Source organism: Ruegeria sp. BB1 (assembly GCF_056539465.1).
Genome location: NZ_JBQFVB010000011.1, coordinates 60,196 through 84,593 on the forward strand (window position 1 = coordinate 60,196; position 24,398 = coordinate 84,593).

The window sequence follows — 24,398 nt, forward strand, 5'->3', positions numbered from 1 at the left end:
TCGGAGCGCGAGGCAGAGCCTCGCTAAAAATTATTCGGGTGAACCCCTTTCCAAACCCAATGAATCGAGATAAGGACGCGGCTTCACGCGGGCATACAGCCTTGGAGGATGCCCGCCCTAACATTGGAGAATTATCATGGCTGGAGAGATTCCTGATCTCGTAGCTCTGGAACGGACGGGGACAGGCAAGGGCGCCGCTCGTCAAGCACGCCGAGACGGCATGGTTCCGGGCATTGTTTTTGGTGGCGATAAAGAGCCGCTGCCAATTCAGATCCCGTTCAACGTCCTGTTCAAGCGCCTAAAAGCAGGCCGGTTCAAGTCGACCCTGTGGAACCTGAAGGTTGAAGGCCACGAAGACGTTCGTGTCATCTGCCGCGACGTTCAGCGTGACGTTGTCAAAGACCTGCCGACTCACCTGGACCTGATGCGCCTGCGTCGGACCACTAAGATCGCGCTGTTCATCCCGGTTGAGTTCATCAACGAGGAAGAGGCCCCCGGCATCAAAAAGGGTGGCGTTCTGACCGTTGTCCGTCCGGAAGTCGAATTGATGTGTACCGCAGGTGACATTCCTGAAAAGATCGTTGTCGACGTGACCGGCATGGAGATCAACGACGTTGTCACCATCTCGGCCGTGGACCTGCCCGCAGGCACTAAGCCGACCATCGATCGAGACTTCGTGATTGCGAACGTTTCGGCACCGACCGGTCTGGCGACCGACGACGATGAGGAAGAAGGCGAAGAAGTGGCCGTTGACGAAGTTGAAGTCGTCGGCCAGGAAGAAGCAGAAGAATAAGTCCGGACCCAACAATTCGGATTTGGAAACGGGGCCTTGATCGGGCCCCGTTTTCTTTTGGCGCACATGGGCTGGAAAACCGGTGGCATTCCGTGCCATCAACCACCTGCTCATGTCGCAATGCACAAGGACGAGACTATGAAATTGTTTGTCGGATTGGGGAACCCGGGGTCGAAATATGCCCGCAACCGGCACAATATCGGCTTTATGGCTGTTGATCGCATTGCCGAGGATCACCGCTTTGGCCCGTGGAAATCCAAGTTTCAGGCCGAGATCTCCGAAGGTCGGTTAGGCCGCGAAAAGGTACTGCTGATCAAACCGCAGACCTTCATGAACCGTTCTGGTCAGTCCGTGGGTGAGGCGATGCGGTTTTACAAGCTCGACTCGACCGATGTGACGATCTTTCATGATGAGCTGGACCTCGCCCCCGGCAAGGTGCGCGTCAAGGCGGGCGGCGGGCATGCCGGGCACAACGGGCTACGTTCAATCCACGAACATATCAGCCCCGCCTATGATCGAGTACGGCTGGGGATCGGGCATCCGGGCCGGAAGGAAATGGTCTCTCCTTACGTTCTGGGCGACTTTGCCAAGGCCGATTCCGACTGGCTTGACGACGTGTTGCGCGGCGTGTCGGACGGTGCATGCTATCTGGCCGACGGGGATGGCGGCAAATTCATGAACGCCGTCGCCCTACGCACAGCCCCGCCCCGGTCGTCAAAGTCACCGGCCGAGGCGCCCAAAGCAACCGCCAAACGTGCTGCAGAACCAGAGGTCGATACGCGCTCGGCCATGCAGAAGCTACTGGACAAGTTCAAATAAGACGGGTGACCTTGCCGCAACGTCCCAATTGCACAACGGCTTTTGGCGCGTTCCAATGCAGCATGGATCGGGGAGGCGACATATGAGATCTATGTTGAAATGGGTGCTGCGCATCGTGTTGATGCTGGTGCTGGCAGCGGTCGTTGTCGGGTTCTGGAAACGCGAAGAACTGCAACGCCTTATGGCCGTGAACTCGTTGTTTTCCGAGGAAAAGATCGTTCACAACTTCTCTCATATGAACGACGCTTTCCTGACGGTCGACTTGCCCCGTGGCGACGGGCCGACCTGGGAATTGCCTTACGGACCCGGCTTTGATCTGCCCGAGGATACCGATGCGTGGATCGAAGATCGCGCTGTCACCTCTCTTCTGGTGATGCAGGACGGGCAAATCCGGTTCGAAGAATACTATCTGGGTACCACGCCCGAGGATCGTCGAATTTCGTGGTCGGTGGCTAAAAGCTATCTGTCCGCGCTTTTCGGCATCCTGTTGGCCGAGGGTGCAATCGCCTCGCTGGACGATCCCGTGGTGAAATATGCGCCGCAGTTGGAGGGCACCGCCTATGACGGCGCGACGATCCGCAATGTGCTGAACATGGCCAGCGGAGTTACTTTCGATGAGGATTATTTCGACCCCAATTCGGACATCAACCGAATGGGTCGTGTCATCGCCTTGGGCGGAGAGTTGGACGATTTCGCGGCCTCACTGCAGGATACGTTCGCCACGCCGGGCGAGACCTGGCAATACGTGTCGATCGATACCCATGTGATTGGAATGGTCATCCGCGGGGCCACGGGGCGCAGTGTGACAGATTTGTTGGTCGAAAAGATCATTCAGCCGTTGGGCCTGGAACACGACGGCTATTACGTGACTGACGGTGCCGGAGTTGCTTTTGTGTTAGGTGGATTGAACTTCACCACGCGCGATTTCGCACGCTTTGGTCAGATGATCCTGCAAAATGGCGTCCATGACGGCCAGCAACTGGTCCCGGCCGACTGGATCACCGAATCCGTCCTGCCCAGCGCGCCCACTGCGCCCGGCAAGATCGGCTATGGTTATCAATGGTGGATTCCCCTCGGTGCGCACGAAGGCGAGTTTCTAGCCCGTGGCGTGTACGGCCAGTACATCTATTTCGACCAGCCGCGCGGCGTGCTGATCGTCACAACCGGCGCAGATCGCCAGTTCCGCGATCCCGGCATTAACGAAGCAAACATAGAAATGTTCCGCAAGATCTCCCAAAGTCTGTAAGGTGATCCTATGCAAAAACAAGATAGTATTAATGTATTGGGCGGCGTTCTCAGCCCCTGTTCCCGTGATCCGCTGACTGGTTTCTTTCGGGACGGGGCCTGCAATACCTGCCCCGAAGATCAGGGCAGCCACACGGTTTGCGCGGTGATGACGGCCGAGTTTCTGGCCTTTTCGAAATACGTTGGAAACGACCTGAGCACCCCGCGCCCGGAGTTCAACTTTCCGGGTCTGAACCCCGGTGACAGTTGGTGCCTGTGCGCCGCGCGCTTCCTGCAGGCCCATGACGAAGGTTGCGCGCCCAAGGTGCATCTTGAAGCCACCCATCAGCGGGCGCTTGAGATCATTCCGCTACGCCTTCTGAAAGAAAACGCCGCTTCAGAGTAAGCGGACCGGCCCAGAAACCCCCGGACCGGTCCTTATTCGGGATCACTCCCGCAGTTTGACAAGGTCAGACATCAGCCCTTCAGTCCCGTTATGGACCGTCAGCCGCTCGACCTTCCCGGCGATGGTTTCCAGAGCTTCCAGCTCTTTCAACCGCAGCATCACCGGGTTTTCCGCCATCACCTTCGCGGTGTTCAGTAGGGACCGCGTGGCATTGGTTTCTTCCCGCCGCCGGATGACGTTGGCCTCAGCCTGTTTCTCGGCGGCGACCACGGCGGTCAGGATCTCCCGCATCTCCCCGGGCAGGATGACGTCTTTCAACGCGATCTCCCCCACTTCGATACCGATCCCGGCCATCTGTGTCCGCACCCGATCCGCGGCTTCGGTGTCGACGGTCACTTTCTCGGCAAGCAGCCGGTCCAGCGTCATCGCCCCCAAGGTCTTCCGGAACGTCAGTTGCAGCGCCCGGTGCAAGGCCTGATCGAAGTCCTTGACCGACCCTACCGCCGTGACCGGATCAATGACCCGGTAATCGGCAGACAGGTTGACCCGGATGGTAACCCGGTCCTTGGTCAGGATCTCTTGCCCTGTCACCTCATGGGTCCGTTGCCGCAGGTCGATCTGTTTAACCTCGACGTTTCGCCCCACTTTCCAGAAGGCATGCGCCCCAGGGTCCAGTTGATCCACCAGTACCCCGTCAACCGTCAGCAGCCCGGTATGCCCTTCGGCAACCTCGACCTGCGTCAGGTTCAGCCGCAGCCCGGCCCGAACCAACCGCTGAGCCGCCACTTTGGGAACAACCATGGTCTCGGTCAGCGCGTGATGCTCGACCTTCCACGGCCCTGCGGCCTTCCAGACCAGCGCCCGCGCTTCGGGGTTCAGCACCCGAACAGGGACCCCATCCCGCAGCAGAACCAGAACCTCGTCAGGCCCAGCCCGGAACTCGGTCAGATGCTTGGCGGCCAACTCGGGCCGGTTCTGCATCAGTGCCCGTTCATAGGGCGACACGAAAAAGAGCTTCTCCAGATCGTGCAACTCGGTCAGCACATCCTTGCGCGGCAGCCGGTGTTTCCCGGCACCCAGGATTGCATCGAACACCCCGTTGCGCAGGACCAGCATCCGCTGGGTCTCGGTCAGGGTCAGCCGCCGATGGCCGGTCAGCCGGTCAATCAGATCTTGGAACAGTGTCATATCATTTCTCCTTTTCGTCTCGCTCTATCGTCGTCGCAAATGCGAACTCCTTTTCATGTTTTCAGTGGGTTGCACCCCGAACGGGTGACAGGTGTGAGGCCTTCGGACGAAGGCAGGAAAGATCCGAGCATCCCCCGCGCCATGCCCCTGCGCGGGAAGGTCAGAGAGAGGGGCGCGGGACCGATGCGCCGCCTTGCCCAAAGGGCTAAGCGGGGCACCGATCCGGCGGCACCGTCATCTGCCCTCCGGCCCAAGACCAGAGCAGCGAAGACCCCTGCCCCGCCCGGCCAAAGCCTGACGTTGCGCGGTGTCACCCCTGCTGGGGAACACCCGGACCCTTATGATTTTGGACCGTTTTCACGGGCCGGCGTGGAAGGCCGGTGCTGACTTAACAGCTTTGTCAAATGACGGGATTCGAACCCGTTACACATCGATTTGCGGTCGATTGCTCTCACCAGAATGAGCTACATTTGGAGCTTTGGAAGGAATTGAACCTTCGCCTACAGATGGGAAACCTGCCGCTCTATCCAACTGAGCTACAAAGCGTACCAATCCCCGGTTTCGGCCCTGGCATACGGTTTCGGCAGCGCCGTCCGCACCGAGAGAGTGATCACCTCTGCCCGCTAGGGTCCGGCCCGATGTGACCGGTAACGGCGGGTTTAGGCGAAAGGTTTGGATTCGCTCAATAAATTTCTGAAGGTCAAAATCGCACCTGTGGCGGTCACGCAACAAAGTTACCCAGTTGCGCAATATTCGAAAAGCTCAGGGCTGAAATTTAAAGCGGCACACCCGTTTCAGGCGCGCCGCTCTTGTCAAAAATTTCAAATTTTACCGCTTGGTCAGTCGGCGCTGCGGCCTTCGGTATCCGACATGTCGAAGTTCAGATATTTGGCCACGGTCTGTACGTCCTTGTCGCCACGCCCGCACATATTCATGCAGATCAGGTGATCTCTGGGCAGCTCGGGCGCGATTTTCATCACATGTGCCAGCGCATGGCTGGGCTCGAGCGCCGGAATGATACCCTCGGTCGCGCAGCACAGCTGGAACGCCTCCAGCGCTTCTTTGTCGGTGATAGCCACATAGTTGGCGCGGCCAATATCGTTCAGCCACGAGTGCTCGGGACCGATACCCGGATAATCCAGACCGGCCGAGATTGAATAGCCTTCCAGAATCTGTCCGTCGTCATCCTGCAGCAAGTAGGTGCGGTTGCCGTGCAAAACGCCCGGACGCCCGCCGGTCAGCGAGGCGCAGTGCTCCATCTTCTCGTTCACGCCTTTGCCGCCGGCCTCAACGCCAATGATGTTGACGTCTTTGTCGTCGAGGAACGGGTAAAACAGGCCCATTGCGTTCGATCCACCACCAATGGCGGCAATGATCGTGTCGGGCAGACGACCTTCGGCCTTCATCATCTGTTCCTTGGCTTCCTTGCCAATGATCGACTGGAAATCCCGGACCATCGCCGGGTACGGGTGCGGACCAGCGACGGTGCCTATGCAATAGAACGTGTCGCGGACATTGGTTACCCAGTCGCGCAGCGCGTCGTTCATCGCGTCTTTCAGCGTGCCACGGCCAGAGGTCACCGGGATCACCTCGGCGCCCAGCAAGCGCATGCGGAACACATTCGGAGCCTGACGCTGCACGTCATGCGCGCCCATGTAGACCACACATTTCAGACCGAATTTGGCGCAGACAGTCGCGGTGGCTACGCCGTGCTGCCCTGCACCGGTTTCCGCAATGATCCGGGTCTTGCCCATGCGTCGCGCCAGAATGATCTGGCCCAGAACGTTGTTGATCTTGTGCGCGCCGGTGTGGTTCAGCTCATCGCGTTTCAGGTAGATTTTCGCGCCGCCCAGATGCTCGGTCAGGCGTTCCGCGAAATACAGCGGTGACGGGCGGCCCACATAATTCGCCCACAGGTCGTCCATCTCAGCCCAGAAGGTGGGATCGTCCTTGGCCTTTTCATATTCCTCTTCCAGCGACAGGATCAGAGGCATCAGCGTTTCGCTGACGAACCGCCCGCCGAATATGCCGAAACGGCCCTTTTCGTCAGGTCCGGACATGAAGGAATTGAAAAGATCGTTGGCCATGGGTGTCTCCCTCGTCGTACCCGTTGTTCATAGGAGGTGACGACAGGATTTGCCATGGCAAAACGTATCATTCCGCCGCTTGAACATGCTGTGCCCAAACCTGTAACGCCTGCTGGTTGCTGGGCACGGCAATACAGGGAAAGTGATAGAACTGATTCACATCTGCCAGTCGATTGGCCGCTAGAACGACCTGGCGGTGGGGACCCGACTGAGCAAAGGTTAACATGGCTTCGAGGTCGTGCCAGACGCTTAGCGAGAAATACAGCCCCTGGTGTGGGAACACGCCAGCATGCATGCACAAGGGGTCACCGCGCGCTTGTAGCAATGCCTGACGGGCGCGCCAGAAGAACTCTGGCCCATAGTACCATCGTTTCAATGAAACTCCGCCGATCGCCGCCAGCATGATTACGTCCTCCCCTATCGGGGATACGCAGGTGTTTGCCGATCAGATCACCGGGTCGCGTCGATAAAGGCCCGGACCAATGCCGAATCCTTGACGCCGGGTGCGCCTTCGACTCCTGACGAGACATCCACCTGTCGCGCGCCGGTCATGCGGATCGCCTCGGCGACGTTCTTGGGCGTCAGCCCCCCGGCCAGCATCCACGGACGTTGCCAGTATTTGCGTCCCGCTAACAGACGCCAGTCAAACGCCAGACCATTGCCACCCGGCAGTTCCGCGTTACGTGGCGGCTTGGCGTCGATCAGCAGCTGGTCGGCAACTTCGGAATAGAGATCAATCGCAGCAAGGTCTTCTGCCTCGGCCACGCCGATAGCCTTCATCACCGGCAAACCAAATCGGTCGCGAACCTCGGCCACCCGATCCGGGCTTTCCTTGCCGTGCAGTTGCAACATGTCCAGCGGTACATTGGCGACGATCCGGTCTAATTCCTCATCCGTCGCATTCACCGTCAGGGCGACCTTGGCAACCCCGGCGGGCACCAAATGGGCCAGTTCTGCGGCGGCCGGGACCTCAAGATGGCGGGGCGATTTGGGAAAGAAGACAAACCCGATATAGCGTGCGCCAGCATCCACCGCTGCGCGCACGTGATCAGGGGCGGTCAGACCGCAGATTTTGACGGAGACATCAGACATAAAAGGGCCTCAGCTGGCCTCGTCCAACAGCGCCAGAACTTCGTCCTGACCTTCGTTCTGCTTTTTCTTGAGCTTCTTAACCTCACGCTCAAGCTTGCGCACTTCGCTCTTCTTTGCAGTCGCATCACGGCGATGCTTATGCTCGCGCAGCCATTCCCACAGGAAACCGATGATCAGGCCCGCAACCACACCGCCCAGCACCACGACAAACAGCGGCAGCGACGTGCTGAGGTTAAAGCCCAAAAGCTCGGCAAAAGCTTCGGGCATCAGGGTCAGTTCAACCGTTTCGCGATTGGCCAGCGAGACGGAGATGAGAACGATCCCGAGGATCGCCAGAAAAGCATATCGAAGGTAGCGTATCATGCCCTAGGCTTTACCGTTCAATCGGTCCCTTAGCAACTTGCCAGTTTTGAAAAATGGAACACATTTTTCTTCGACCTGAACAGTTTCCCCGGTGCGCGGATTGCGGCCAACGCGCGCGTCGCGCTGTTTTACCGAAAAGGCACCAAAGCCACGTAGCTCTACGCGGTCACCGCGTGCCATGGCATCCGTCACTTCCTCGAACACGGTATTCACGATCCGCTCGACGTCGCGTTGATACAGATGCGGGTTTTCGTCGGCGATTTTCTGAATCAGTTCTGAACGGATCATAAGCGTTACCCTCCCAGGCGACCGGTTAGCCATCTCTATTTATTTGGACAGTATAGGAAAAAACCGTGATCGGGGGAACGTAAACTCTGTGTGCAAAGCCTTCATTTTCGCGCCAAGTCACGCGTTTTTTTGCTTGCGAGCGTGAAATTCACCGCAAAAGCGTGAACGACAGCCGGAATAAGCCCAAATTTTGGAACATATTGATTCGCAACAAAAACGGCCCCGCGCGGATACGCGGGGCCGTAAATTCGGCTAAGGCTGAGGCCCGGGCTTAGTCGCCCGATTTCAGCGCTGCACCCAGGATATCGCCCAGCGATGCGCCCGAGTCGGAGGAACCATACTGTTCCACGGCCTCTTTCTCTTCGGCTATCTCGCGTGCTTTGATCGACAGGCCCAGACGGCGGGTCTTGCTGTCGACGTTGGTGACGCGGACGTCGACCTTGTCACCAACCGAGAAACGCTCGGGGCGCTGTTCGGCACGGTCACGGCTCAGGTCCGAACGGCGGATGAAGGACTTCATGCCTTCGTATTCCACCTCGATGCCGCCATCTTCGATTGCGGTCACTTCGACGGTCACGATCGAGCCACGCTTCACGCCGCCCACGGCTTCGGCAAACTTGTCACCGCCCAGGGCTTTGATCGACAGCGAGATACGCTCTTTTTCCACGTCAACTTCCGAGACAACGGCTGAAACCATGTCGCCTTTGCGGTAGTTCTGGATCGCATCCTCGCCACGCTCGTCCCAGGACAGGTCCGACAGGTGAACCATGCCGTCGATGTCGCCTTCGAGGCCAATGAACAGACCGAATTCGGTGATGTTCTTGACTTCGCCTTCGACCTCGGTGCCCTCGGGGTGTGTTTCTGCAAACACTTCCCATGGGTTGCGCTGAGTCTGTTTCAGGCCCAGAGACACGCGACGCTTGGCGCCGTCGATTTCCAGAACCATGACGTCGACTTCCTGGCTGGTCGAAACGATCTTGCCGGGGTGGACGTTTTTCTTGGTCCAGGACATCTCGGACACGTGCACCAGACCTTCGACACCGGCTTCCAGCTCGACGAACGCGCCGTAGTCGGTGATGTTGGTGACGCGACCCTGATGGACCGAGCCCAGCGGATACTTGGCAGCAACCAGATCCCACGGATCTTCCTGCAGCTGTTTCATGCCCAGGCTGATGCGGTGGGTCTCTTTGTTGATCTTGATGACCTGAACCTTGATGGTTTCGCCGATCGTCAGGATCTCGGACGGGTGGTTCACACGGCGCCATGCCATGTCGGTGACGTGCAGCAGGCCGTCAACGCCGCCCAGGTCAACAAATGCACCGTATTCGGTGATGTTCTTGACGACACCCTCGACGGTCTGACCTTCGGACAGGTTGCCGATGACTTCGGCACGCTGCTCGGCACGCGATTCTTCCAGGATTGCGCGGCGCGAAACAACGATGTTGCCACGGCGGCGGTCCATTTTCAGAATCTGGAACGGCTGCTTCAGACCCATCAGCGGGCCAGCGTCGCGCACGGGGCGAACGTCAACCTGCGAGCCGGGCAGGAACGCGACTGCGCCACCCAGATCGACGGTGAAGCCACCTTTGACGCGACCAAAGATTGCACCTTCGACGCGCTGGTCGTCGGCATATGCTTTTTCCAGACGGTCCCATGCCTCTTCACGGCGGGCCATCTCGCGCGAGATGACAGCTTCGCCGCGGGCGTTTTCTGCGGCGCGCAGGTAAACTTCGACCTCGTCGCCTACAGCGATTTCAGGGGCTTCGCCGGGATTTGCGAATTCTTTCAGATCAACGCGGCCTTCCATTTTGTAGCCTACGTCGATGATGGCTTGGCCGGCTTCGATCGCCAGAACCTTGCCTTTGACAACAGAACCCTCTTCGGGTGTGTCCATTTCGAAGCTTTCGTTCAGGAGGGCTTCGAATTCCTCCATGGATGCGTTAGCCATGTGGCGTTGTTTTCCTTTACATAACGTTTTTACTGGCCGAGCGGTTGTTTCCGCCGGTCTTGTTTCATGATGCCTTCAGGCGTGATCCGGGGCGCATCTGACTACACAAACACAAAGGGCCGAGGTAACCCGGCCCTGCTCAGATACGTCATCCGGACGTTGACCGCCCTTGTTCAGACGCGTGCTCTATAGCGAGTCTGCTGAAGCACTGCAAGTCAAAGCCGGAAAGCGACCCAGTTGTCGCAAGTTAAAGTCCTCCGTCGGCGAAACGATGCTAGGCTCAATCCAGCGATCAAGGAGCAGACGATTTGAATTTTCTGGTCATTATTTCCGACGAACACCGTAAGGACGCGATGGGATGCGCTGGCCACCCGATCGTCAAAACCCCCAATCTGGACGCCTTGGCGGCGCGGGGTACGATGTTCACCTCGGCTTATACACCGTCGCCAATGTGCGTTCCCACCCGCGCCGCGTTGGCTACCGGAGAGTGGGTGCATACCACTGGTCACTGGGACAGCGCGACACCCTATGCCGGGCATCCGCGCAGTTGGATGCGTCAACTGCGAGACACGGGGCGCGAGGTCGTCTCGATCGGCAAGCTGCATTTTCGCTCGGCCGAGGATGACAACGGTTTCTCGCAGGAAATACTTCCCATGCATGTCGTCGGAGGAATTGGTTGGGCCGTCGGCCTGCTGCGCGAGAACCCGCCCGCGTATGATTCAGCCGCCGAACTGGCGGGTGATGTCGGCACCGGGTCCAGCACCTATACCGACTATGATCTGGATATTACCGCCGCATCTGAGGTATGGCTGACCGATCCGAAACGTCACGATGCACCATGGGCCGCCTTTGTGTCCCTGGTCAGCCCGCATTATCCGCTGACTTGCCCCGAGGAATGGTACGACCATTATGATCCCGCGGATATGGACCTGCCGGTGGGCTATGGCCACGGCCTCCCTGATCACGCAGAGCTGCAAAACATTGCGTCGTTCTTCAACTACGATGACTATTTTGATGAACAAAAGATGCGCGAAGCCAAGGCCGCATACTACGGGCTAACATCCTTCATGGACGACTGCGTGGGGCGCATCCTGACAGCTCTGACCCAAAGTGGTCAGGCCGAAAATACGGTCATTGTCTATGTTTCAGACCATGGCGACATGATGGGCGATCAGGGGTTCTGGACCAAACAGGTGATGTATGAGGCCAGCGCCGGGGTTCCGATGATCCTCGCCGGGCCCGGTATTCCCAACGGCAAGCAAGTCTCAACCTGTACAAACCTAACAGACATTGCAGCAACCGCACGGGACGTCTGCGGTGTTCCTGATGATGCAGGCAATGCCGATCAACCGGGCGTTTCGCTTATCGATCTGGCCACGGCACCGGATGATCCCAACCGAACCGTGTTCAGTGAATATCATGACGGGGGGTCAAAAACCGGCAGCTTTATGGTGCGCTGGGATAAGTGGAAATACGTCTATTACGTTGGGCATGACCCCCAACTATTTGATCTTGCATCGGACCCGAATGAACAGACCAATCGCGCCACGGACAGAGTTAACGACCCCGAAGTTCAAGCGGCGTTGGTCGAAGGCGAACGCCGTCTGCGCGAAATATGTGACCCCGAAGAGGTCAACGCGCGTGCCTTTGAGGATCAGCGTAAGAAGATTGCCGAGCTGGGCGGAGAAGAAGCCTGTCGAACGGCATTCGTCTTCAACCACACTCCAACCCCGTCCGAGCAAGAAAAGCAGCGCGAAGGATCCGCGCTCTAGTTCAGAATTCCTCGCCTTTTTTTGAGAAGCTCGTATCAGCTCACGCTGTAGGTCACCGTACCCGAACTGATGTGTGCCGCCGCAATCGCGCGCCCAGAGCGTCAAAGACCCATTCTGAGGGTAGAGAATATAACACTCCACCCTCAGCTTCACCTCAAGCGCCCTCAGTAGCGAACGCAAAGAAGGTCTAGAACAGTTGCAAATCCTTCGCGCCGCTTTGGATTTCGGCAAAGTTCGGCATGTTTTGGATCGGTACGGATGATGGCGCCGCGCCCGGCATCGTAACTGTCGGCTTCGTCGCCATTGTCTTGCCGAATGCTGGTCGCTGCAACTCCCCTCGGATATCATGCAACAGCATTTTGTGATCCGGCATTTTTGTGAGGATCTGCGCAAGATGTGCTTTCGCAGTCTTCATACCCTGGAACCAAATCTGTCGCTTTAGTGGCCGCAGACGATCACGGATGCCGGTCCCGTAACCGGTATCATAAACCTGTTTGCCCAATAGAACCGTTTGGTAAACGCGAAAGTTGAACAACGTCGCAAATTCGATGTCATGTTCCATTGGCAGACGATGCTGCCATAGCTCCAGGTTTTCCGCCAACCGATCCGGTATCTTCATCTCTGTCCGCGCATCGATCCAATACTGATCGTCAGTGCGGTTACCCAATCGATAGTGAAGACAGATGAACTCCAGAACCTCATCATAAAGCTTGTTCATCTGCCGGTTATACCGCGTCCGCAAGGATGGCTCGATGTCTCGCGTGGGCAAGTGTTCCGCAAACCACCGCACCGCATGATCGACCATATGTATCGCCGTACTCTCTAGCGGTTCAATAAACCCGCCGGACAGGCCGATCGCCAAACAGTTCTTAACCCAGGCATTGCGCACACGCCCGATGCGCATGGGGATCACGCGCGGCGTCGCGCCCTTGCCGCTGTCACCCAGCCATTTGAGGTATTCATCCGCCGCCTGATCATCCGTGCGATGCGCGGATGAGAACACATAGCCCGTTCCCACACGGTTATAGAGAGGCACCCGCCAGGTCCAACCTGCGCCGAGAGCGGTCGAGCGCGTGACGCTTTCAATCTTCTTTGGGTTGGGATGCTCGATCTGCAACGCCATGGCACGATCATTTGGCAAATAGTCCGAGTAATCCATAAACGGTTCGCCAAGCGCTTGGTTGATGATCAAGCCGCGGAACCCTGTACAGTCTATGACCATCTCGATGTCATGGCGGCCCTGGCGTTCCAACATCAGATGGCTGACATTGCCCTGTTCATCCAGTTCGACCGATTTCACCTCATCTTGAATATGCTCCACACCGCGCTTGGTGCAGACTTTGGTGAGCATGCCGGCAAATTTCACAGCATCCAGATGATACGCATAGCCAAACCGCTGTTCGTATTCAGGCTGCCCCAACTGCCGTGCGCCTTTGCACAGACGGGCCAGATCATCATGTGGTGAGATGGACCGCGTAAAATCCCGATCCCCATTGCCAAAGCGCAAGAAATACTCGGCTGTTTCCAACCCTTCCAACAATTGGCCATGCGCAAAGGGGTTCACATAATCGATGCGATTGCCTTTGCGGTCCTTGTTCCAGTTGCAAAACTTCACACCCAGCTTGAACGACGCGTTGGTTTCGCGAAAAAAGTCCCGCTCGGAAATACCCGCCTGACGGAGCGTGACCGGCATGCGCGGCACTGTCGCCTCGCCCACACCCACTGTCGCGATATTGGGGCTCTCGATCAGGCATATGCGAGGGCGATCCTTTTCCGCTGACGTGCGTGAAAGCACCATTTCCAGTATCAGCGCGGTCATCCACCCTGCTGTGCCGCCACCGACGATGGTGATCTTGCGCAAACGATTATTCATGTTTTTTTGTCCCTGTTGGCTCAAGGGATATTATAGCTACGTGCCCATTTTTTGTGTTTTGGACTTAGATCGCAGCTTTCCCTTATGGCGTATCGAAGACTATAACAGCTTTATTGCGTCCAGCTAGGGCCTATAGCACTGGGAATTTCAGGCCTATCGTACAGGATTGAGATCTGTGGAGTGGGCAGGTATCAGCACAGGCTCGAATCCTAAACGCTCGTCAAATCTCCTCACCTTTCTTCAGAAGATCTTCGATCAATTGTCGCTGCAATTCGTTGCTGTCACCGCCACCAAATTGAATCGCCCCACCGGTGTAGGACGTGCCGTAAGTTGCAGCGATATTCACTGTCTGTGCCAAGCCAGAGATCAGTTGGTCCTTCTTCAAAGACGAAAGCGGATGAATGAATGTTGCCCAAACGATTCCGTTGGCAATCGCATAGCGCGCATCCAAAGCGGTGTCGAAATTGGCCTGCATCATTCGGTGCAATTCCTCTTTTGACAGTTCATCAGCACTGCGGACTGCCACCATCGCACGCATGCGATCAGTGCTGATATCCGTGACGACCAGAACAGGCACATCCGACAGTGTCAAAGCAAAGCCCGGCCCCTGCGGCTGTGCCTCGGGATCAAGCGCAAAGAGGATCTTGCCCAGACGTTCATAGTCCATCGGTGGCTCGGTCTCAGGCGCATCTTGGGCCGCCAGACCTCCGGCCAGAAAAATCAACACTAGGGCTAGTCGGATCATGGCATCTCTCCTGCAGGCTACTCCCTTACAATAGGTACCTGCCTGCACCCTGACCAAACAAAGCTTAGTGAAGAGTATGTCGTGCGCCGCCATAAGTTTGAACGATCTGCAAGGTTTGCCGATCTTACTGCGATAGCCCGTTCAAAACACTGCCCCTAACTTTGTTTCAGCGGTTGGCTCCCCCGCCGACCCGAACCTGAACAGGAAAGGAAAACACAATGAAATCTCTGGTTCTGACAACCCTGATCGCCACCTTGCCCCTGATCGCCGCACCGGCCTTTGCAGCGGACGAGATCAATGTCTCGAACGGCATCTCGGCCGCGGGCGCGCCCTTGGCAGCACATGGCGTCGATCTGGTGGCCCTGGTCAACGAAGGCAACCCGGTCGAAGGGTTTGCCACCCATTCCTCGACCTACGACGGGGCATCGTACTACTTCACCAGCGCCGCCAATCTCGAGGCGTTCGAGGCCAACCCCACCGCCTATCTGCCACAGCACGGCGGGTTCTGTTCCTTCGGCGTGTCTGTCGGCAAGAAATTTGATGGCGACCCGGACCAGTATCTGGTCACAGACGGCAAGCTGTATCTGTTCCTGAACGCTGAAACTCGGGCTGCGTTTCTGAAAGACGTGCCAGCCACAGCAAAAACCGCTGATGATCAGTGGGCGCAGATCAAATCCGTCGCCGTAGGCGAGCTGTAATTACCTCTCCCCGCGGCGTTAGGACGTTGCGGGGCGTTTGCTTTCGACAAGAGCTACGGCCTGAGCCAAAGCAGCTTCGATACTCAGATCAGACGTATCCAACAGCACAGCATCTGCGGCAGGCTTCATCGGCGCAGCACTGCGTTCGGCATCCCGCACGTCGCGTTCGCGCACATCTGCAAGCACAAACTCTCGGGTCACATCAGCGCCCTTTGCGCGCAGTTCCAAAAAGCGGCGCTCTGCCCGAACCTCGGCGCTGGCGGTGACAAACAGCTTTACCTCTGCCTCGGGGCAAATCACTGTTCCGATATCGCGCCCATCCAGCACAGCCCCCCCTGCCCGACGGGCAAAGGCGCGCTGGAAATCCACCAACGCCGCGCGCACCTCGGGGATCACTGCCACTTTCGAGGCCGCCTGCGCAATCTCGGCCGTACGCAAATCGCCTTGTTCCAGTTCTTCCGCAGTCAATGCCTGCGCCGCCTCGATGGGGTCAGTCCCGTCCAGCGTTCGGCGCCCGACCGCGCGATACAGCAGCCCCGTATCCAGATGCGCAAAACCGAACAGCGCCGCCACCCCTTTCGAGATCGTCCCCTTGCCCGCCGCCGCAGGGCCGTCGATGGCGACGGTGAAACTCATGCGCGTTCGACCTTGGCACCCAGGGCGGCCATCAGCGGCTCGAAAATCGGGAACGAGGTCGCGATTGGCCCGCCGTCATCCACGGAAACCGGAGACTTCGCACCCATCCCCATGACCATGAACGACATGGCAATGCGGTGATCAAGATAGCTTTCGCAGGTGCCACCACCGGGGACGTTACCGATGCCCAACCCTTCGACCGACCACCATTCTTCGCCCTCGTCCACGGTCACACCATTGGCCCGCAACCCGCGCGCCATGGCGTCAATCCGGTCGCTTTCTTTGACGCGCAGCTCTTTCACGCCGCCCATCATCGTGGTGCCGTTGGCATTGGCCGCAACCACAGACAACACAGGATATTCGTCGATCATCGAGGCCGCGCGTTCGGGCGGCACATTGATCCCCTTCATATTCGGAGAGTATTTCGCGCGCAGATCAGCGACGGGTTCGCCGCCCTCTTCCCGCTCATTTTCGTACGTCAGATCCGCGCCCATTTCGCGCAATGTGGTGAACAGCCCCGCGCGGGTCGGGTTCAGGCCGATGCCCGGCACCAACACGTCAGAGCCCGGCGTGATTAGTGCCGCACATACCGGAAAGGCCGCACTGGACGGGTCGCGCGGCACAGCGATGGCCTGCGGTTTCAACTCAGGGCGGCCGGTCAGCGTGATCACCCGGCCTTCATCCGTATCCTCGACGTTGATTTCGGCCCCGAAACCGGCCAGCATCCGTTCCGAGTGGTCACGGGTGGCCTCTTTCTCAATCACAACGGTCTTGCCCGGCGCGTTCAGACCGGCCAGCAGCACCGCGGATTTCACCTGCGCCGACGGCACCGGCACCTCATACCGCACCGGTACAGGCTCTGCCGCACCCACGATGGTCATCGGCAGCCGCCCGCCCGAGCGCCCAACCGATTGCGTTCCGAACAGTGCCAGTGGATCGGTGACGCGGGCCATCGGTCGCTTGTTCAGGCTTGCATCACCCGTGAAGGTCGCGGAAATCGGGCAGGTCGCCATCGCGCCCATGATCAGCCGCACACCGGTACCCGAGTTGCCGCAGTCAATCACCTGATCGGGCTCGGCAAATCCACCAACGCCCACGCCATACACACTCCATTCACCGTCGCCGTGATCCGTAACCTCAGCCCCAAAGGCACGCATGGCCTTGGCGGTGTCCAGAACATCCTCACCTTCCAACAGGCCCGAGATTCTGGTCTCACCCACCGCCATTGCGCCCAGGATCAGCGACCGGTGCGAGATCGACTTGTCACCGGGCACTTCTGCCGTGCCGGTCAGCGGGCCGCAGGGATGCGAGGTCATCGGGATGGGCGTGCCGTGTCCGGACATGGGGGCTCCTGTTTTCGCTATCAGTTCAAGGCGGATTAGCGAATTGGAGCCGGTTGGTCCAGCGGCAATCAGTCTTTGCGCCGGAAGGTCAGGTAATGTGGCGTCCGGCCTTCACGCAAAGCCTTTTGTTCATAGCGGGTGGAAATCCAGTCATCCCACGGTTCGCGCCAATCAGCGGGGCGTTCGGCCAGCCATTCAAACCCGGCACGTGGAACCTCCTCCAACGTCTGGCGGACGTAGTCGGGAATGTCGGTGGCAACGCGAAAAAACGAACCGGGCTTTAGCGTGCGGGCCAGTGGCTCCAGATGTTCCTGCGTCACAAAACGCCGACGGTGATGACGCGTCTTGGGCCATGGATCAGGATACAAAAGAAACGCCCGTGAAATGCTGGCCTCGGGCAGCACATCGAACAAATCCCGCGCATCGCCGGGATGAACGGCCAGGTTTTCGACCCCGGCCTTGCGGATCTTGCCCAGCAACATGGCGACGCCGTTGATATACGGCTCGGCCCCAATGATACCGATATCGGGGTTGCTGGCGGCCTGATGGACCAGGTGCTCACCACCGCCAAAGCCGACCTCAAGCCAGACATCTTTACCGCCGAACAGTGCCTTTAGGTCCAGCGGATGACGTTCAGGATTCGCGTCCCAGTCCACCGCACCAGGCGACAAAGCATCGAGGTCTTCGTTCAGATACGTCTTTTGACTCTGCTTCAGGGCCTTGCCCTTAAAGCGGCCATAGAAGTTTCTGCGGGGGCGTTGGGGAGTCTGGGTGCTCATGGCGGTGCCCATACTGCGCAGGCGGGGTCAAAGCAAGGGGCGGTCGCGTCAGATCTGCCGACACGCCGCCCCAAATTGCATTTCCTACAATGGAGCGCGCCCGCAAGGGCGCACCATTTCATTGTGGAACGGTCAGACTGCCGACTTCAGAGCGTCGGTCAGATCCGTACGCTCCCAGCTGAAACCGCCATCCGCATCAGGCTGACGACCAAAGTGGCCATAGGCCGCCGTACGCTGGTAGATCGGCTTGTTCAGTTGCAGATGCTCACGAATACCGCGCGGTGTCAGATCCATCACCTTATCAACGGCTTTCTCGATATCCGCATTCTCCACCTGACCCGTTCCATGCGTATCCGCGTAGATCGACAGCGGCTTGGACACACCAATCGCATAGCTCAGCTGAATGGTGCAGCGCTCTGCCATGCCCGCAGCAACCACGTTCTTGGCCAGATAGCGCGCAGCGTAGGCCGCCGAGCGATCCACCTTGGTCGGGTCTTTGCCCGAAAACGCGCCGCCCCCATGCGGTGCGGCACCGCCATAGGTGTCCACGATGATCTTGCGCCCGGTCAGACCGGCGTCACCATCAGGTCCGCCAATCACGAACTTGCCGGTGGGGTTCACGTGCCATTCGGTATCAGCGTTCAGCCAGCCGTCGGGCAGGGTTTCAGTGATATAAGGTTCGACAATGGCGCGGATGTCGTCCGAGCTCAGCGACTCATCCAGATGCTGGGTCGACAGCACGATCGAGCTGACGCCGACCGGCTTGCCATCCCGATAAATCACGGACAGCTGCGATTTTGCATCCGGGCCCAGCGCGGACTCAGACCCGTTCTTGCGCACCTCGGCCAAGCGCCGCAGGATCGCATGGGAATACTGGATCGGCGCGGGCATCAGCGCGGGGGTCTCGGTGGTGGCATAACCGAACATGATGCCCTGGTCACCGGCGCCCTCGTCCTTGTTGTCCGAGGCATCCACACCCTGTGCGATATGGGCGGATTGTTCATGCAGCAGGTTCGTCACCTCGACGGTTTCATGGTGAAATTTGTCCTGCTCGTAACCGATATCCTTGATACAGGCGCGCGCGATCTCGTCGATGCGGCCCATATAGTCGTGCAATTTTTCCTGATCAGACAGACCTACTTCGCCGCCAATGACGACACGGTCGGTGGTCGCAAAGGTTTCGCACGCCACGCGGGCTTCGGGTTCTTCGTTCAGAAATGCGTCAAGTACAGCGTCCGAGATTCGGTCACAAACCTTATCCGGATGCCCTTCGGATACGGATTCCGAAGTAAAAGTGTAGTTCTGTCGAGACATGAAAGTGCTCCATTAAGATTTCCCCATCACGCCAGGAAGCCGTTGTGACGAGCATGCGAGGGGATACGCCCACACAAACACAGGGTCAATCGGTAATTATGCATGCGCGCGCCGGGCGTTGCGCCAAAACAGCGCGAAGAGAGCCGCCAGTAGGACAAAGACCGGAACATCCCCATTCCTAGAATACACCGTTGAGACAAACGGAGCAGGCATTTTTGCATCGAAATATCCAGCCTGACCCAATGGAAGCGCCTGCGTGATGCGCCCCAAAGGGTCAATCATCGCCGACACGCCGGTATTGGCTGACCGCATCATCGGCAGGCCTTGCTCAATCGCGCGCATCTGAGCCTGGGCCAGATGCTGATAGGGTCCAGACCGTGTGCCGAACCACGCATCGTTGGTGATCTGCAACAGAAAATCCGCGCGCCCCGGCGCGGACAAAACATCCTGCGTGAACACTGCCTCATAACAGATCAACGGCAGCGCCTTGCCCAGCTTGCCCGCATCCATCAAAGCTGCCCCGGGCCCAGCGGTGAACCCATTGCCGTTGGTCGCCGCCATGCCATAGATACCAAATTTTGCCATCACCTCGCCGAACGGTACATATTCCCCAAACGGGGCCAGGTGGTGCTTGTCGTACAGACCCTGCTGCTGGCCCTTCTCATCCAGATAGATCATCGAGTTATAGATACGCGGTCCGTCACCACGCTGAATGCCCAAAAAAACCGGCGTGCCCTGCGCCGCATCGGCAATGGCATCCAGATAGGGCTGCGCGCTGCTCAGCCAGGCAGGTACCGAGGTTTCGGGCCAGACAATCAGATCGGGCCGAGGCTGCGCCGCAGTAAACTCTATCTGGCGTGCAAAGAACAAAGGCGCGTATTCGGGATCCCATTTTTGATGTTGCGGCGCGTTCGGTTGGATCAGGCGCACGACATGATCGGTTTCCGTAACCGCCGGACGCGCGGTGCCATAGCCCAGCGCCAAACAGGCCGCGCCTACTGTCAGTCCAAGCGGTAATGCAAATCCACCGCGTTGCGCCAGCGCCGCCCCCAAGGGCAACGTCGCCAACAGGGTCAACGCGCCCAAACCATAGGGTCCGACCAATGACAAAAGCTGGGCCACCGGAGAGCCGACCCAGACCTGCGCCAGCCCCGCCCATGGAAATCCTGTCAGCACATAGCCGCGGGCCATTTCCGCCAGCGACACGGTCACAACCAGAAAAACGGCTTGTGTGTTTGCGTCACCCGCAGGCCGCCGCGCGATCCAAAAGGCCAGCGCCCAGAACAACGCCAACCCTCCGGCCATGAAGATCAGGGCAAAGGGTGCCATCCAGGCGTGACGTTCCGCGTCCACCAAGAACGGCTCGACAATCCAGCTGAGACCATGTGCGAAATACCCGGTGGCAAAAGCCCAGCCCAGCCAAGCGGCCCTGCCCCTAGTCTCGGTTGACAGAAACAACGGCGCCAGCAGCACCAGAGCAACCAGCGTTGCCGCCCACACACCAAACGGGGCAAGGCCAAACGCCGCCAGCGCACCCAGCAGCGCCGCCAATGCACATTTCAGCCAAATGGACCAACCCTGTGCAGGGTTCATACAACGAGATCCGGCAACATGACGCGCAGACGCTTGATCCGGCGTGGATCGGCGTCGATCACCTCGAATTCAGGGCCTTCGGGATGCAAGACAACCTCACCCCGTGCGGGCACCCGGCCTGATAGCATAAAGACCAGACCGCCCAGAGTGTCGATTTCTTCCTCATCCACGTCCTCGTGACTGGTCAGCGAGCGCCCGATTTCAGCCTCGAACTCTTCCAACGGGACGCGGGCCTGAACGATGTAACAACCCGGCTTGTCCTGAACCCAAAGCTGATCTTCATCCGCGTCATGTTCATCCGCGATTTCACCCACGACCTGTTCGATCAGATCCTCAATCGTCAGCAGCCCGTCGACACCACCATATTCGTCGATCACCAACGCCATATGTCGACGTTCCGTCTGCATCTTGGTCAGCAGAACCCCAATCGGCATCGAAGGCGGAACGAACAGCAACGTCCGCAGCATCTTGACCAGATCGAATTCACTGGACCCACCGTTGAATCCGTGGGTTAGGGCAAAGTCCTTTAGGTGGACGAACCCCAAAGGCGTGTCCAGCGTGCCCTCATACACCGGAACCCGCGACAGACCGCTTTCGCGGAACACCTTCGCCAGCTCATCCTTGGTAATCGTTGAAGGAACCGAGATGATCTCGGCCGTTGGGATGGCCACGTCCTCAACCCGCATCCGCCGCAGGTTGATCATGCCGCGCGGCTGTGCCTTGTCGACCTCGTGACCGTTGGTCACCTGGCTTTCCTCATCCTCGCCCTGCGGCGAAAACGCATCCACTATTCGAGAAAAGAAACCGGCTTTCTCTTTACTATCTTCACCGCTGTTCCTGGTTTGCGCGCCCTGCGCCGCCATAGAACTGCCGTCTGTCTCGCCCATAATCCTATTCCAAATAATCGGCCTTGATGGCCCGTCTACATATTATATGGGTCATCGATACCCATTTTGCCAAGTATAGCGACCTCAACCGTTTCCATCAAAGTGGCGTCGGTGTCACGAATGTGATCGTAGCCCAGCAGATGCAAAGTCCCGTGAATGATCAGGTGCATGACGTGATCATTCATTGATTTCCCTGCCTCATCCGCCTCGCGCGCGCAGGTGTCGTAGGCAATCGCAATGTCCCCCAACGGGATTTCACCGGTGAAGTCCGGCTCAGGCGGCGTCGGGCTCTGCCCCGGTTCCTCGGCTGCCAAATCCTCGGCGGGCCAGCTGAGCACATTGGTCGGTGTGGGCTTTTCCCGAAACTCCGCATTCAGTTCGGCGATGCGCGCATCATCACAGGCCAAAAGGCTGACTTCACACAGGTCAGAGTCCAAACCGCAATAGTCCAACACCGCCTGAATGGCACGCGTGGCCAAGGGTTCCAGCCCCTGCCAACGTGCGTCTTCAATTGTCAGTTCAAGGTTCATGTCACCACGTCCAAAGCCTTCGGCTGCGGACGATTACCCCGTCTCACGGCCCGAGTCGGCCTCATACGCTTCGATAATGGCGGCGACAAGCGGGTGGCGGACCACATCTTTCGAGGTGAAGTAGTTAAAGCTGATATTCGGGATCGTTTTCAGCAAACGTTCCGCATCTTTCAGCCCCGACTGAACCCCGCGCGGCAGGTCGACTTGCGAGCGGTCACCTGTGATCACCATGCGGCTGCCCTCACCCAGACGGGTCAGAAACATTTTCATCTGCATGGTCGTGGCGTTTTGCGCCTCATCCAGCACTACAAATGCATTGGCCAGGGTTCGCCCGCGCATAAAGGCCAGAGGAGCAATTTCGATTCGTTTTTCCTCGATCAGCTTGGCCAGTTGTTTGCCGGGCAAAAAGTCATTCAGCGCGTCATACAACGGCTGCATGTACGGATCGACCTTGTCCTTCATGTCACCGGGCAGATAACCCAGCTTTTCACCGGCCTCGACCGCGGGGCGGCTGAGGATAATCCGATCCACATGCCCACCGATAAACATCGACACGCCAGCGGCAACAGCCAGGTAGGTCTTACCCGTGCCTGCGGGACCGATCCCAAACGCAAGTTCATTTTGGAACAGCGACTGAACATAGGCCTTTTGCGCGTCTGTGCGCGGCTCGACCAGCTTTTTGCGGGTCTTGATCTCAACCGTGCCGCCCTTGAACATCTCAAGCTGATCACCGTCGCGGCTGCCGGTTTCCTGTTCCGATCCGCCCATCCGCAATTCGCGATCCACATCGGCGGCCTCAACATCGCGCCCACCTTCCAGACGGGTGTAAAGGGCCTGCAGCACCTCTATCGCCTGCTTCTGAGCGTCTTCGTCACCCATGACAACCAACTGATTGCCACGGCGCACGATCTGGACAGACAGCTTCGTTTCGATTTCGGTCAGGTTGCGGTCATACTCGCCGCACAAATCAATCAACAACCGATTGTCAGGGAATTCAACAAACGCCTCACTTTGGGGCATGTCATCTTGCGGTGGGGTAAGGGCACCGATGGCCAATCCGTTCTCCTGTCTTGGCGTTTATACCCCGAGCGTAGACAACATTTCTCGGTGGGCGCAAGCCACAGTTTCATTTTTTCCCAAACAGATGGTAAAACCGCCGAAATCAGACGCAGCCGAGCACCACCCCAATCGCGGACAGCTTCAGAAGGTGTAATTCAATCCAAAACGCAAACCACGGTAGCGAGGGGTGGATTTTGTTGAGAACCCGTTGTCGAATTCAACCTCGCGCGAGTCGAATTGCACGTATTCAAACTCACCCGTGATCGACCAGTTGTCGTTCAGACTGTGTTCTGCACCGATACTGGCTGAAAACCCATTTCGAGAGTCACTGTCTTCAAAGGATTGAACCGTGCCGCCCGTGGACAGGCTGCTTGACGTTGTGATGTCACCCTGCACGTACCCGACCGAGACAAAATACAGAACGGTGCCGCTCTTGTTGGTCAAACCGTTGCGAAAACGTAGGGAAATAATGTCCGAAACCTCAGATCCGCCAGTAACAGCTACAGTGCCAATATCCATCGACACCTCATCGTCGATCTTTCCGAAGTCATAGCCGAGTTCGAACCCATAAACATAATCCCGGCCGCCGATTGCCGGTAGAACACCACGCCAACCGCCACGGATACCACCGTAGCCGCCACTCAGGTCCAGCTCTCCGATTTCGAAAAGATCCGTCTGGGTGCGCAGTCCGAATCGGTCCGTGCCACCCGATGCGTAGGCCCCGCTCAGGCCAAGATAGAACGCGCTAACGTCGCTGGCCAAACGCTTGGGACTGACAACCGGGGGATCCGTCACCCCCCGTTCAAGGTTACCCGCCACCGTTGCGCTGGAAAAAAGTGAAAGCACCAGCACCGCCGGAAAAACAAACCGGCCGTTTGTCCCAAAGAAACGTGTTAGGAATTTCACTCGTACCCTCCATCGTCCTGGCCCGAAAACAGGGTCAGCACCGACCTGAAATTTA

The 24,398-nt window shown here is 58.2% G+C and carries 24 protein-coding genes, 1 tRNA gene and 1 riboswitch; of the genes, 6 read left to right on the forward strand and 19 right to left on the reverse strand.

All coding sequences use genetic code 11. The annotated features are described in order from the left end of the window. Positions 1–136: 136 nt before the first annotated feature. The 4 genes from ACR0AL_RS18785 (at position 137) to ACR0AL_RS18800 (ending at position 3,242) form a co-directional block, all read left to right on the forward strand. Positions 137–793 (forward strand): 50S ribosomal protein L25/general stress protein Ctc, encoded by a 657-nt coding sequence (locus ACR0AL_RS18785; RefSeq protein WP_480664237.1) that lies wholly within the window; start codon positions 137–139, stop codon positions 791–793. 138 nt (positions 794–931) lie between these two features. Further along, the gene (pth, locus tag ACR0AL_RS18790) at positions 932–1,612 is read left to right on the forward strand and encodes an aminoacyl-tRNA hydrolase (RefSeq protein ID WP_480664239.1); all 681 of its coding nucleotides are present in this window, start codon (positions 932–934) and stop codon (positions 1,610–1,612) included. An 82-nt stretch (positions 1,613–1,694) separates the two neighbouring features. Then, on the forward strand, positions 1,695–2,858 hold the full coding sequence (locus tag ACR0AL_RS18795; RefSeq protein WP_480664240.1) for a serine hydrolase domain-containing protein: 1,164 nt from the start codon (positions 1,695–1,697) through the stop codon (positions 2,856–2,858). Between the two features lie 9 nt (positions 2,859–2,867). Beyond that, positions 2,868–3,242 carry a DUF2237 family protein gene (locus ACR0AL_RS18800; RefSeq protein ID WP_170351755.1) on the forward strand — a complete coding sequence of 125 codons (375 nt, stop codon included), beginning with the start codon at positions 2,868–2,870 and terminating at the stop codon, positions 3,240–3,242. Between the two features lie 42 nt (positions 3,243–3,284). On the opposite strand, the gene ACR0AL_RS18805 is transcribed toward ACR0AL_RS18800, so the two are convergent. From ACR0AL_RS18805 to rpsA, 8 genes are all read right to left on the reverse strand, one after another. Further along, entirely contained in the window at positions 3,285–4,430 is a 1,146-nt protein-coding gene (locus tag ACR0AL_RS18805; protein ID WP_480664242.1) for a slipin family protein, read from the reverse strand. A gap of 473 nt (positions 4,431–4,903) precedes the next feature. Further along, a tRNA-Gly gene (locus ACR0AL_RS18810) sits at positions 4,904–4,976 on the reverse strand. A 293-nt stretch (positions 4,977–5,269) separates the two neighbouring features. After that, complete coding sequence (gene trpB, locus ACR0AL_RS18815; RefSeq protein WP_480664244.1) at positions 5,270–6,517, reverse strand: tryptophan synthase subunit beta; 1,248 nt, start codon at positions 6,515–6,517, stop codon at positions 5,270–5,272. A gap of 67 nt (positions 6,518–6,584) precedes the next feature. After that, the gene (locus tag ACR0AL_RS18820) at positions 6,585–6,920 is read right to left on the reverse strand and encodes a hypothetical protein (protein WP_170351758.1); all 336 of its coding nucleotides are present in this window, start codon (positions 6,918–6,920) and stop codon (positions 6,585–6,587) included. Between the two features lie 47 nt (positions 6,921–6,967). Next, positions 6,968–7,609, reverse strand: a complete 642-nt coding sequence (locus tag ACR0AL_RS18825; RefSeq protein WP_170351759.1) for a phosphoribosylanthranilate isomerase — start codon at positions 7,607–7,609, stop codon at positions 6,968–6,970. A gap of 9 nt (positions 7,610–7,618) precedes the next feature. Further along, on the reverse strand, positions 7,619–7,972 hold the full coding sequence (locus ACR0AL_RS18830; protein WP_170351760.1) for a lipopolysaccharide assembly protein LapA domain-containing protein: 354 nt from the start codon (positions 7,970–7,972) through the stop codon (positions 7,619–7,621). A 3-nt stretch (positions 7,973–7,975) separates the two neighbouring features. Then, positions 7,976–8,260, reverse strand: coding sequence for an integration host factor subunit beta (gene ihfB / locus ACR0AL_RS18835; protein ID WP_037310872.1), 285 nt, complete (start codon positions 8,258–8,260; stop codon positions 7,976–7,978). Positions 8,261–8,531: 271 nt separating this feature from the next. Next, positions 8,532–10,208 carry a 30S ribosomal protein S1 gene (gene rpsA, locus ACR0AL_RS18840; protein ID WP_010438032.1) on the reverse strand — a complete coding sequence of 559 codons (1,677 nt, stop codon included), beginning with the start codon at positions 10,206–10,208 and terminating at the stop codon, positions 8,532–8,534. 308 nt (positions 10,209–10,516) lie between these two features. Between rpsA and ACR0AL_RS18845 the strand changes: the two genes are divergently transcribed. Further along, positions 10,517–11,980 (forward strand): sulfatase family protein, encoded by a 1,464-nt coding sequence (locus ACR0AL_RS18845; protein WP_254429618.1) that lies wholly within the window; start codon positions 10,517–10,519, stop codon positions 11,978–11,980. Positions 11,981–12,167: 187 nt separating this feature from the next. Here the strand turns inward: ACR0AL_RS18845 and ACR0AL_RS18850 are convergent, their stop codons facing one another. Continuing rightward, positions 12,168–13,853, reverse strand: a complete 1,686-nt coding sequence (locus ACR0AL_RS18850) for a tryptophan halogenase family protein (RefSeq protein WP_170351761.1) — start codon at positions 13,851–13,853, stop codon at positions 12,168–12,170. A gap of 220 nt (positions 13,854–14,073) precedes the next feature. Next, on the reverse strand, positions 14,074–14,598 hold the full coding sequence (locus ACR0AL_RS18855) for a hypothetical protein (protein ID WP_170378974.1): 525 nt from the start codon (positions 14,596–14,598) through the stop codon (positions 14,074–14,076). Positions 14,599–14,816: 218 nt separating this feature from the next. On the opposite strand from ACR0AL_RS18855, the gene ACR0AL_RS18860 reads away from it, so the two are divergent. Next, positions 14,817–15,296, forward strand: coding sequence for a YHS domain-containing (seleno)protein (locus tag ACR0AL_RS18860; RefSeq protein WP_170351763.1), 480 nt, complete (start codon positions 14,817–14,819; stop codon positions 15,294–15,296). A gap of 18 nt (positions 15,297–15,314) precedes the next feature. Here the strand turns inward: ACR0AL_RS18860 and ACR0AL_RS18865 are convergent, their stop codons facing one another. The 9 genes from ACR0AL_RS18865 to ACR0AL_RS18905 all read right to left on the reverse strand — a co-directional run bounded on the left by ACR0AL_RS18865 (position 15,315) and on the right by ACR0AL_RS18905 (position 24,343). Beyond that, positions 15,315–15,932, reverse strand: a complete 618-nt coding sequence (locus ACR0AL_RS18865; protein WP_480664246.1) for a (d)CMP kinase — start codon at positions 15,930–15,932, stop codon at positions 15,315–15,317. Then, positions 15,929–17,275, reverse strand: coding sequence for a 3-phosphoshikimate 1-carboxyvinyltransferase (gene aroA / locus ACR0AL_RS18870; RefSeq protein WP_480664248.1), 1,347 nt, complete (start codon positions 17,273–17,275; stop codon positions 15,929–15,931). Before aroA ends, ACR0AL_RS18865 begins: the two co-directional genes overlap by 4 nt. A 68-nt stretch (positions 17,276–17,343) precedes the next feature. Further along, complete coding sequence (gene trmB, locus ACR0AL_RS18875) at positions 17,344–18,054, reverse strand: tRNA (guanine(46)-N(7))-methyltransferase TrmB (protein ID WP_170351766.1); 711 nt, start codon at positions 18,052–18,054, stop codon at positions 17,344–17,346. Between the two features lie 132 nt (positions 18,055–18,186). Further along, on the reverse strand, positions 18,187–19,368 hold the full coding sequence (gene metK / locus ACR0AL_RS18880) for a methionine adenosyltransferase (RefSeq protein WP_480664250.1): 1,182 nt from the start codon (positions 19,366–19,368) through the stop codon (positions 18,187–18,189). A gap of 5 nt (positions 19,369–19,373) precedes the next feature. Next, positions 19,374–19,422: riboswitch (SAM-SAH riboswitch) on the reverse strand. A gap of 42 nt (positions 19,423–19,464) precedes the next feature. Continuing rightward, a complete protein-coding gene (gene lnt / locus ACR0AL_RS18885; protein ID WP_170351768.1) occupies positions 19,465–20,961 on the reverse strand; it encodes an apolipoprotein N-acyltransferase in 1,497 nt (498 codons plus the stop codon). After that, on the reverse strand, positions 20,958–21,848 hold the full coding sequence (locus ACR0AL_RS18890; protein ID WP_480664252.1) for a hemolysin family protein: 891 nt from the start codon (positions 21,846–21,848) through the stop codon (positions 20,958–20,960). The genes lnt and ACR0AL_RS18890 overlap by 4 nt, the downstream gene beginning before the upstream one ends. 35 nt (positions 21,849–21,883) lie before the next feature. Beyond that, positions 21,884–22,378: an rRNA maturation RNase YbeY gene (gene ybeY / locus ACR0AL_RS18895; protein ID WP_170351770.1), complete on the reverse strand. Its 495-nt coding sequence runs from the start codon at positions 22,376–22,378 to the stop codon at positions 21,884–21,886. 33 nt (positions 22,379–22,411) lie between these two features. Beyond that, positions 22,412–23,434, reverse strand: coding sequence for a PhoH family protein (locus tag ACR0AL_RS18900; protein ID WP_170351771.1), 1,023 nt, complete (start codon positions 23,432–23,434; stop codon positions 22,412–22,414). A 144-nt stretch (positions 23,435–23,578) separates the two neighbouring features. Continuing rightward, positions 23,579–24,343 carry an outer membrane protein gene (locus ACR0AL_RS18905; RefSeq protein WP_480664255.1) on the reverse strand — a complete coding sequence of 255 codons (765 nt, stop codon included), beginning with the start codon at positions 24,341–24,343 and terminating at the stop codon, positions 23,579–23,581. Positions 24,344–24,398 lie beyond the last annotated feature (55 nt).

What these genes read in the sequence shown, in the direction of transcription:
- ACR0AL_RS18785 (WP_480664237.1), top strand. Translation starts at nt 137, where the DNA reads ATGGCTGGAGAGATTCCTGATCTCGTAGCTCTGGAACGGACGGGGACA.
- pth (WP_480664239.1), top strand. Translation starts at nt 932, where the DNA reads ATGAAATTGTTTGTCGGATTGGGGAACCCGGGGTCGAAATATGCCCGC.
- ACR0AL_RS18795 (WP_480664240.1), top strand. Translation starts at nt 1,695, where the DNA reads ATGAGATCTATGTTGAAATGGGTGCTGCGCATCGTGTTGATGCTGGTG.
- ACR0AL_RS18800 (WP_170351755.1), top strand. Translation starts at nt 2,868, where the DNA reads ATGCAAAAACAAGATAGTATTAATGTATTGGGCGGCGTTCTCAGCCCC.
- ACR0AL_RS18805 (WP_480664242.1), bottom strand. Translation starts at nt 4,430, where the DNA reads ATGACACTGTTCCAAGATCTGATTGACCGGCTGACCGGCCATCGGCGG.
- trpB (WP_480664244.1), bottom strand. Translation starts at nt 6,517, where the DNA reads ATGGCCAACGATCTTTTCAATTCCTTCATGTCCGGACCTGACGAAAAG.
- ACR0AL_RS18820 (WP_170351758.1), bottom strand. Translation starts at nt 6,920, where the DNA reads ATGCTGGCGGCGATCGGCGGAGTTTCATTGAAACGATGGTACTATGGG.
- ACR0AL_RS18825 (WP_170351759.1), bottom strand. Translation starts at nt 7,609, where the DNA reads ATGTCTGATGTCTCCGTCAAAATCTGCGGTCTGACCGCCCCTGATCAC.
- ACR0AL_RS18830 (WP_170351760.1), bottom strand. Translation starts at nt 7,972, where the DNA reads ATGATACGCTACCTTCGATATGCTTTTCTGGCGATCCTCGGGATCGTT.
- ihfB (WP_037310872.1), bottom strand. Translation starts at nt 8,260, where the DNA reads ATGATCCGTTCAGAACTGATTCAGAAAATCGCCGACGAAAACCCGCAT.
- rpsA (WP_010438032.1), bottom strand. Translation starts at nt 10,208, where the DNA reads ATGGCTAACGCATCCATGGAGGAATTCGAAGCCCTCCTGAACGAAAGC.
- ACR0AL_RS18850 (WP_170351761.1), bottom strand. Translation starts at nt 13,853, where the DNA reads ATGAATAATCGTTTGCGCAAGATCACCATCGTCGGTGGCGGCACAGCA.
- ACR0AL_RS18855 (WP_170378974.1), bottom strand. Translation starts at nt 14,598, where the DNA reads ATGATCCGACTAGCCCTAGTGTTGATTTTTCTGGCCGGAGGTCTGGCG.
- ACR0AL_RS18860 (WP_170351763.1), top strand. Translation starts at nt 14,817, where the DNA reads ATGAAATCTCTGGTTCTGACAACCCTGATCGCCACCTTGCCCCTGATC.
- ACR0AL_RS18865 (WP_480664246.1), bottom strand. Translation starts at nt 15,932, where the DNA reads ATGAGTTTCACCGTCGCCATCGACGGCCCTGCGGCGGCGGGCAAGGGG.
- aroA (WP_480664248.1), bottom strand. Translation starts at nt 17,275, where the DNA reads ATGTCCGGACACGGCACGCCCATCCCGATGACCTCGCATCCCTGCGGC.
- trmB (WP_170351766.1), bottom strand. Translation starts at nt 18,054, where the DNA reads ATGAGCACCCAGACTCCCCAACGCCCCCGCAGAAACTTCTATGGCCGC.
- metK (WP_480664250.1), bottom strand. Translation starts at nt 19,368, where the DNA reads ATGTCTCGACAGAACTACACTTTTACTTCGGAATCCGTATCCGAAGGG.
- lnt (WP_170351768.1), bottom strand. Translation starts at nt 20,961, where the DNA reads ATGAACCCTGCACAGGGTTGGTCCATTTGGCTGAAATGTGCATTGGCG.
- ACR0AL_RS18890 (WP_480664252.1), bottom strand. Translation starts at nt 21,848, where the DNA reads ATGGGCGAGACAGACGGCAGTTCTATGGCGGCGCAGGGCGCGCAAACC.
- ybeY (WP_170351770.1), bottom strand. Translation starts at nt 22,378, where the DNA reads ATGAACCTTGAACTGACAATTGAAGACGCACGTTGGCAGGGGCTGGAA.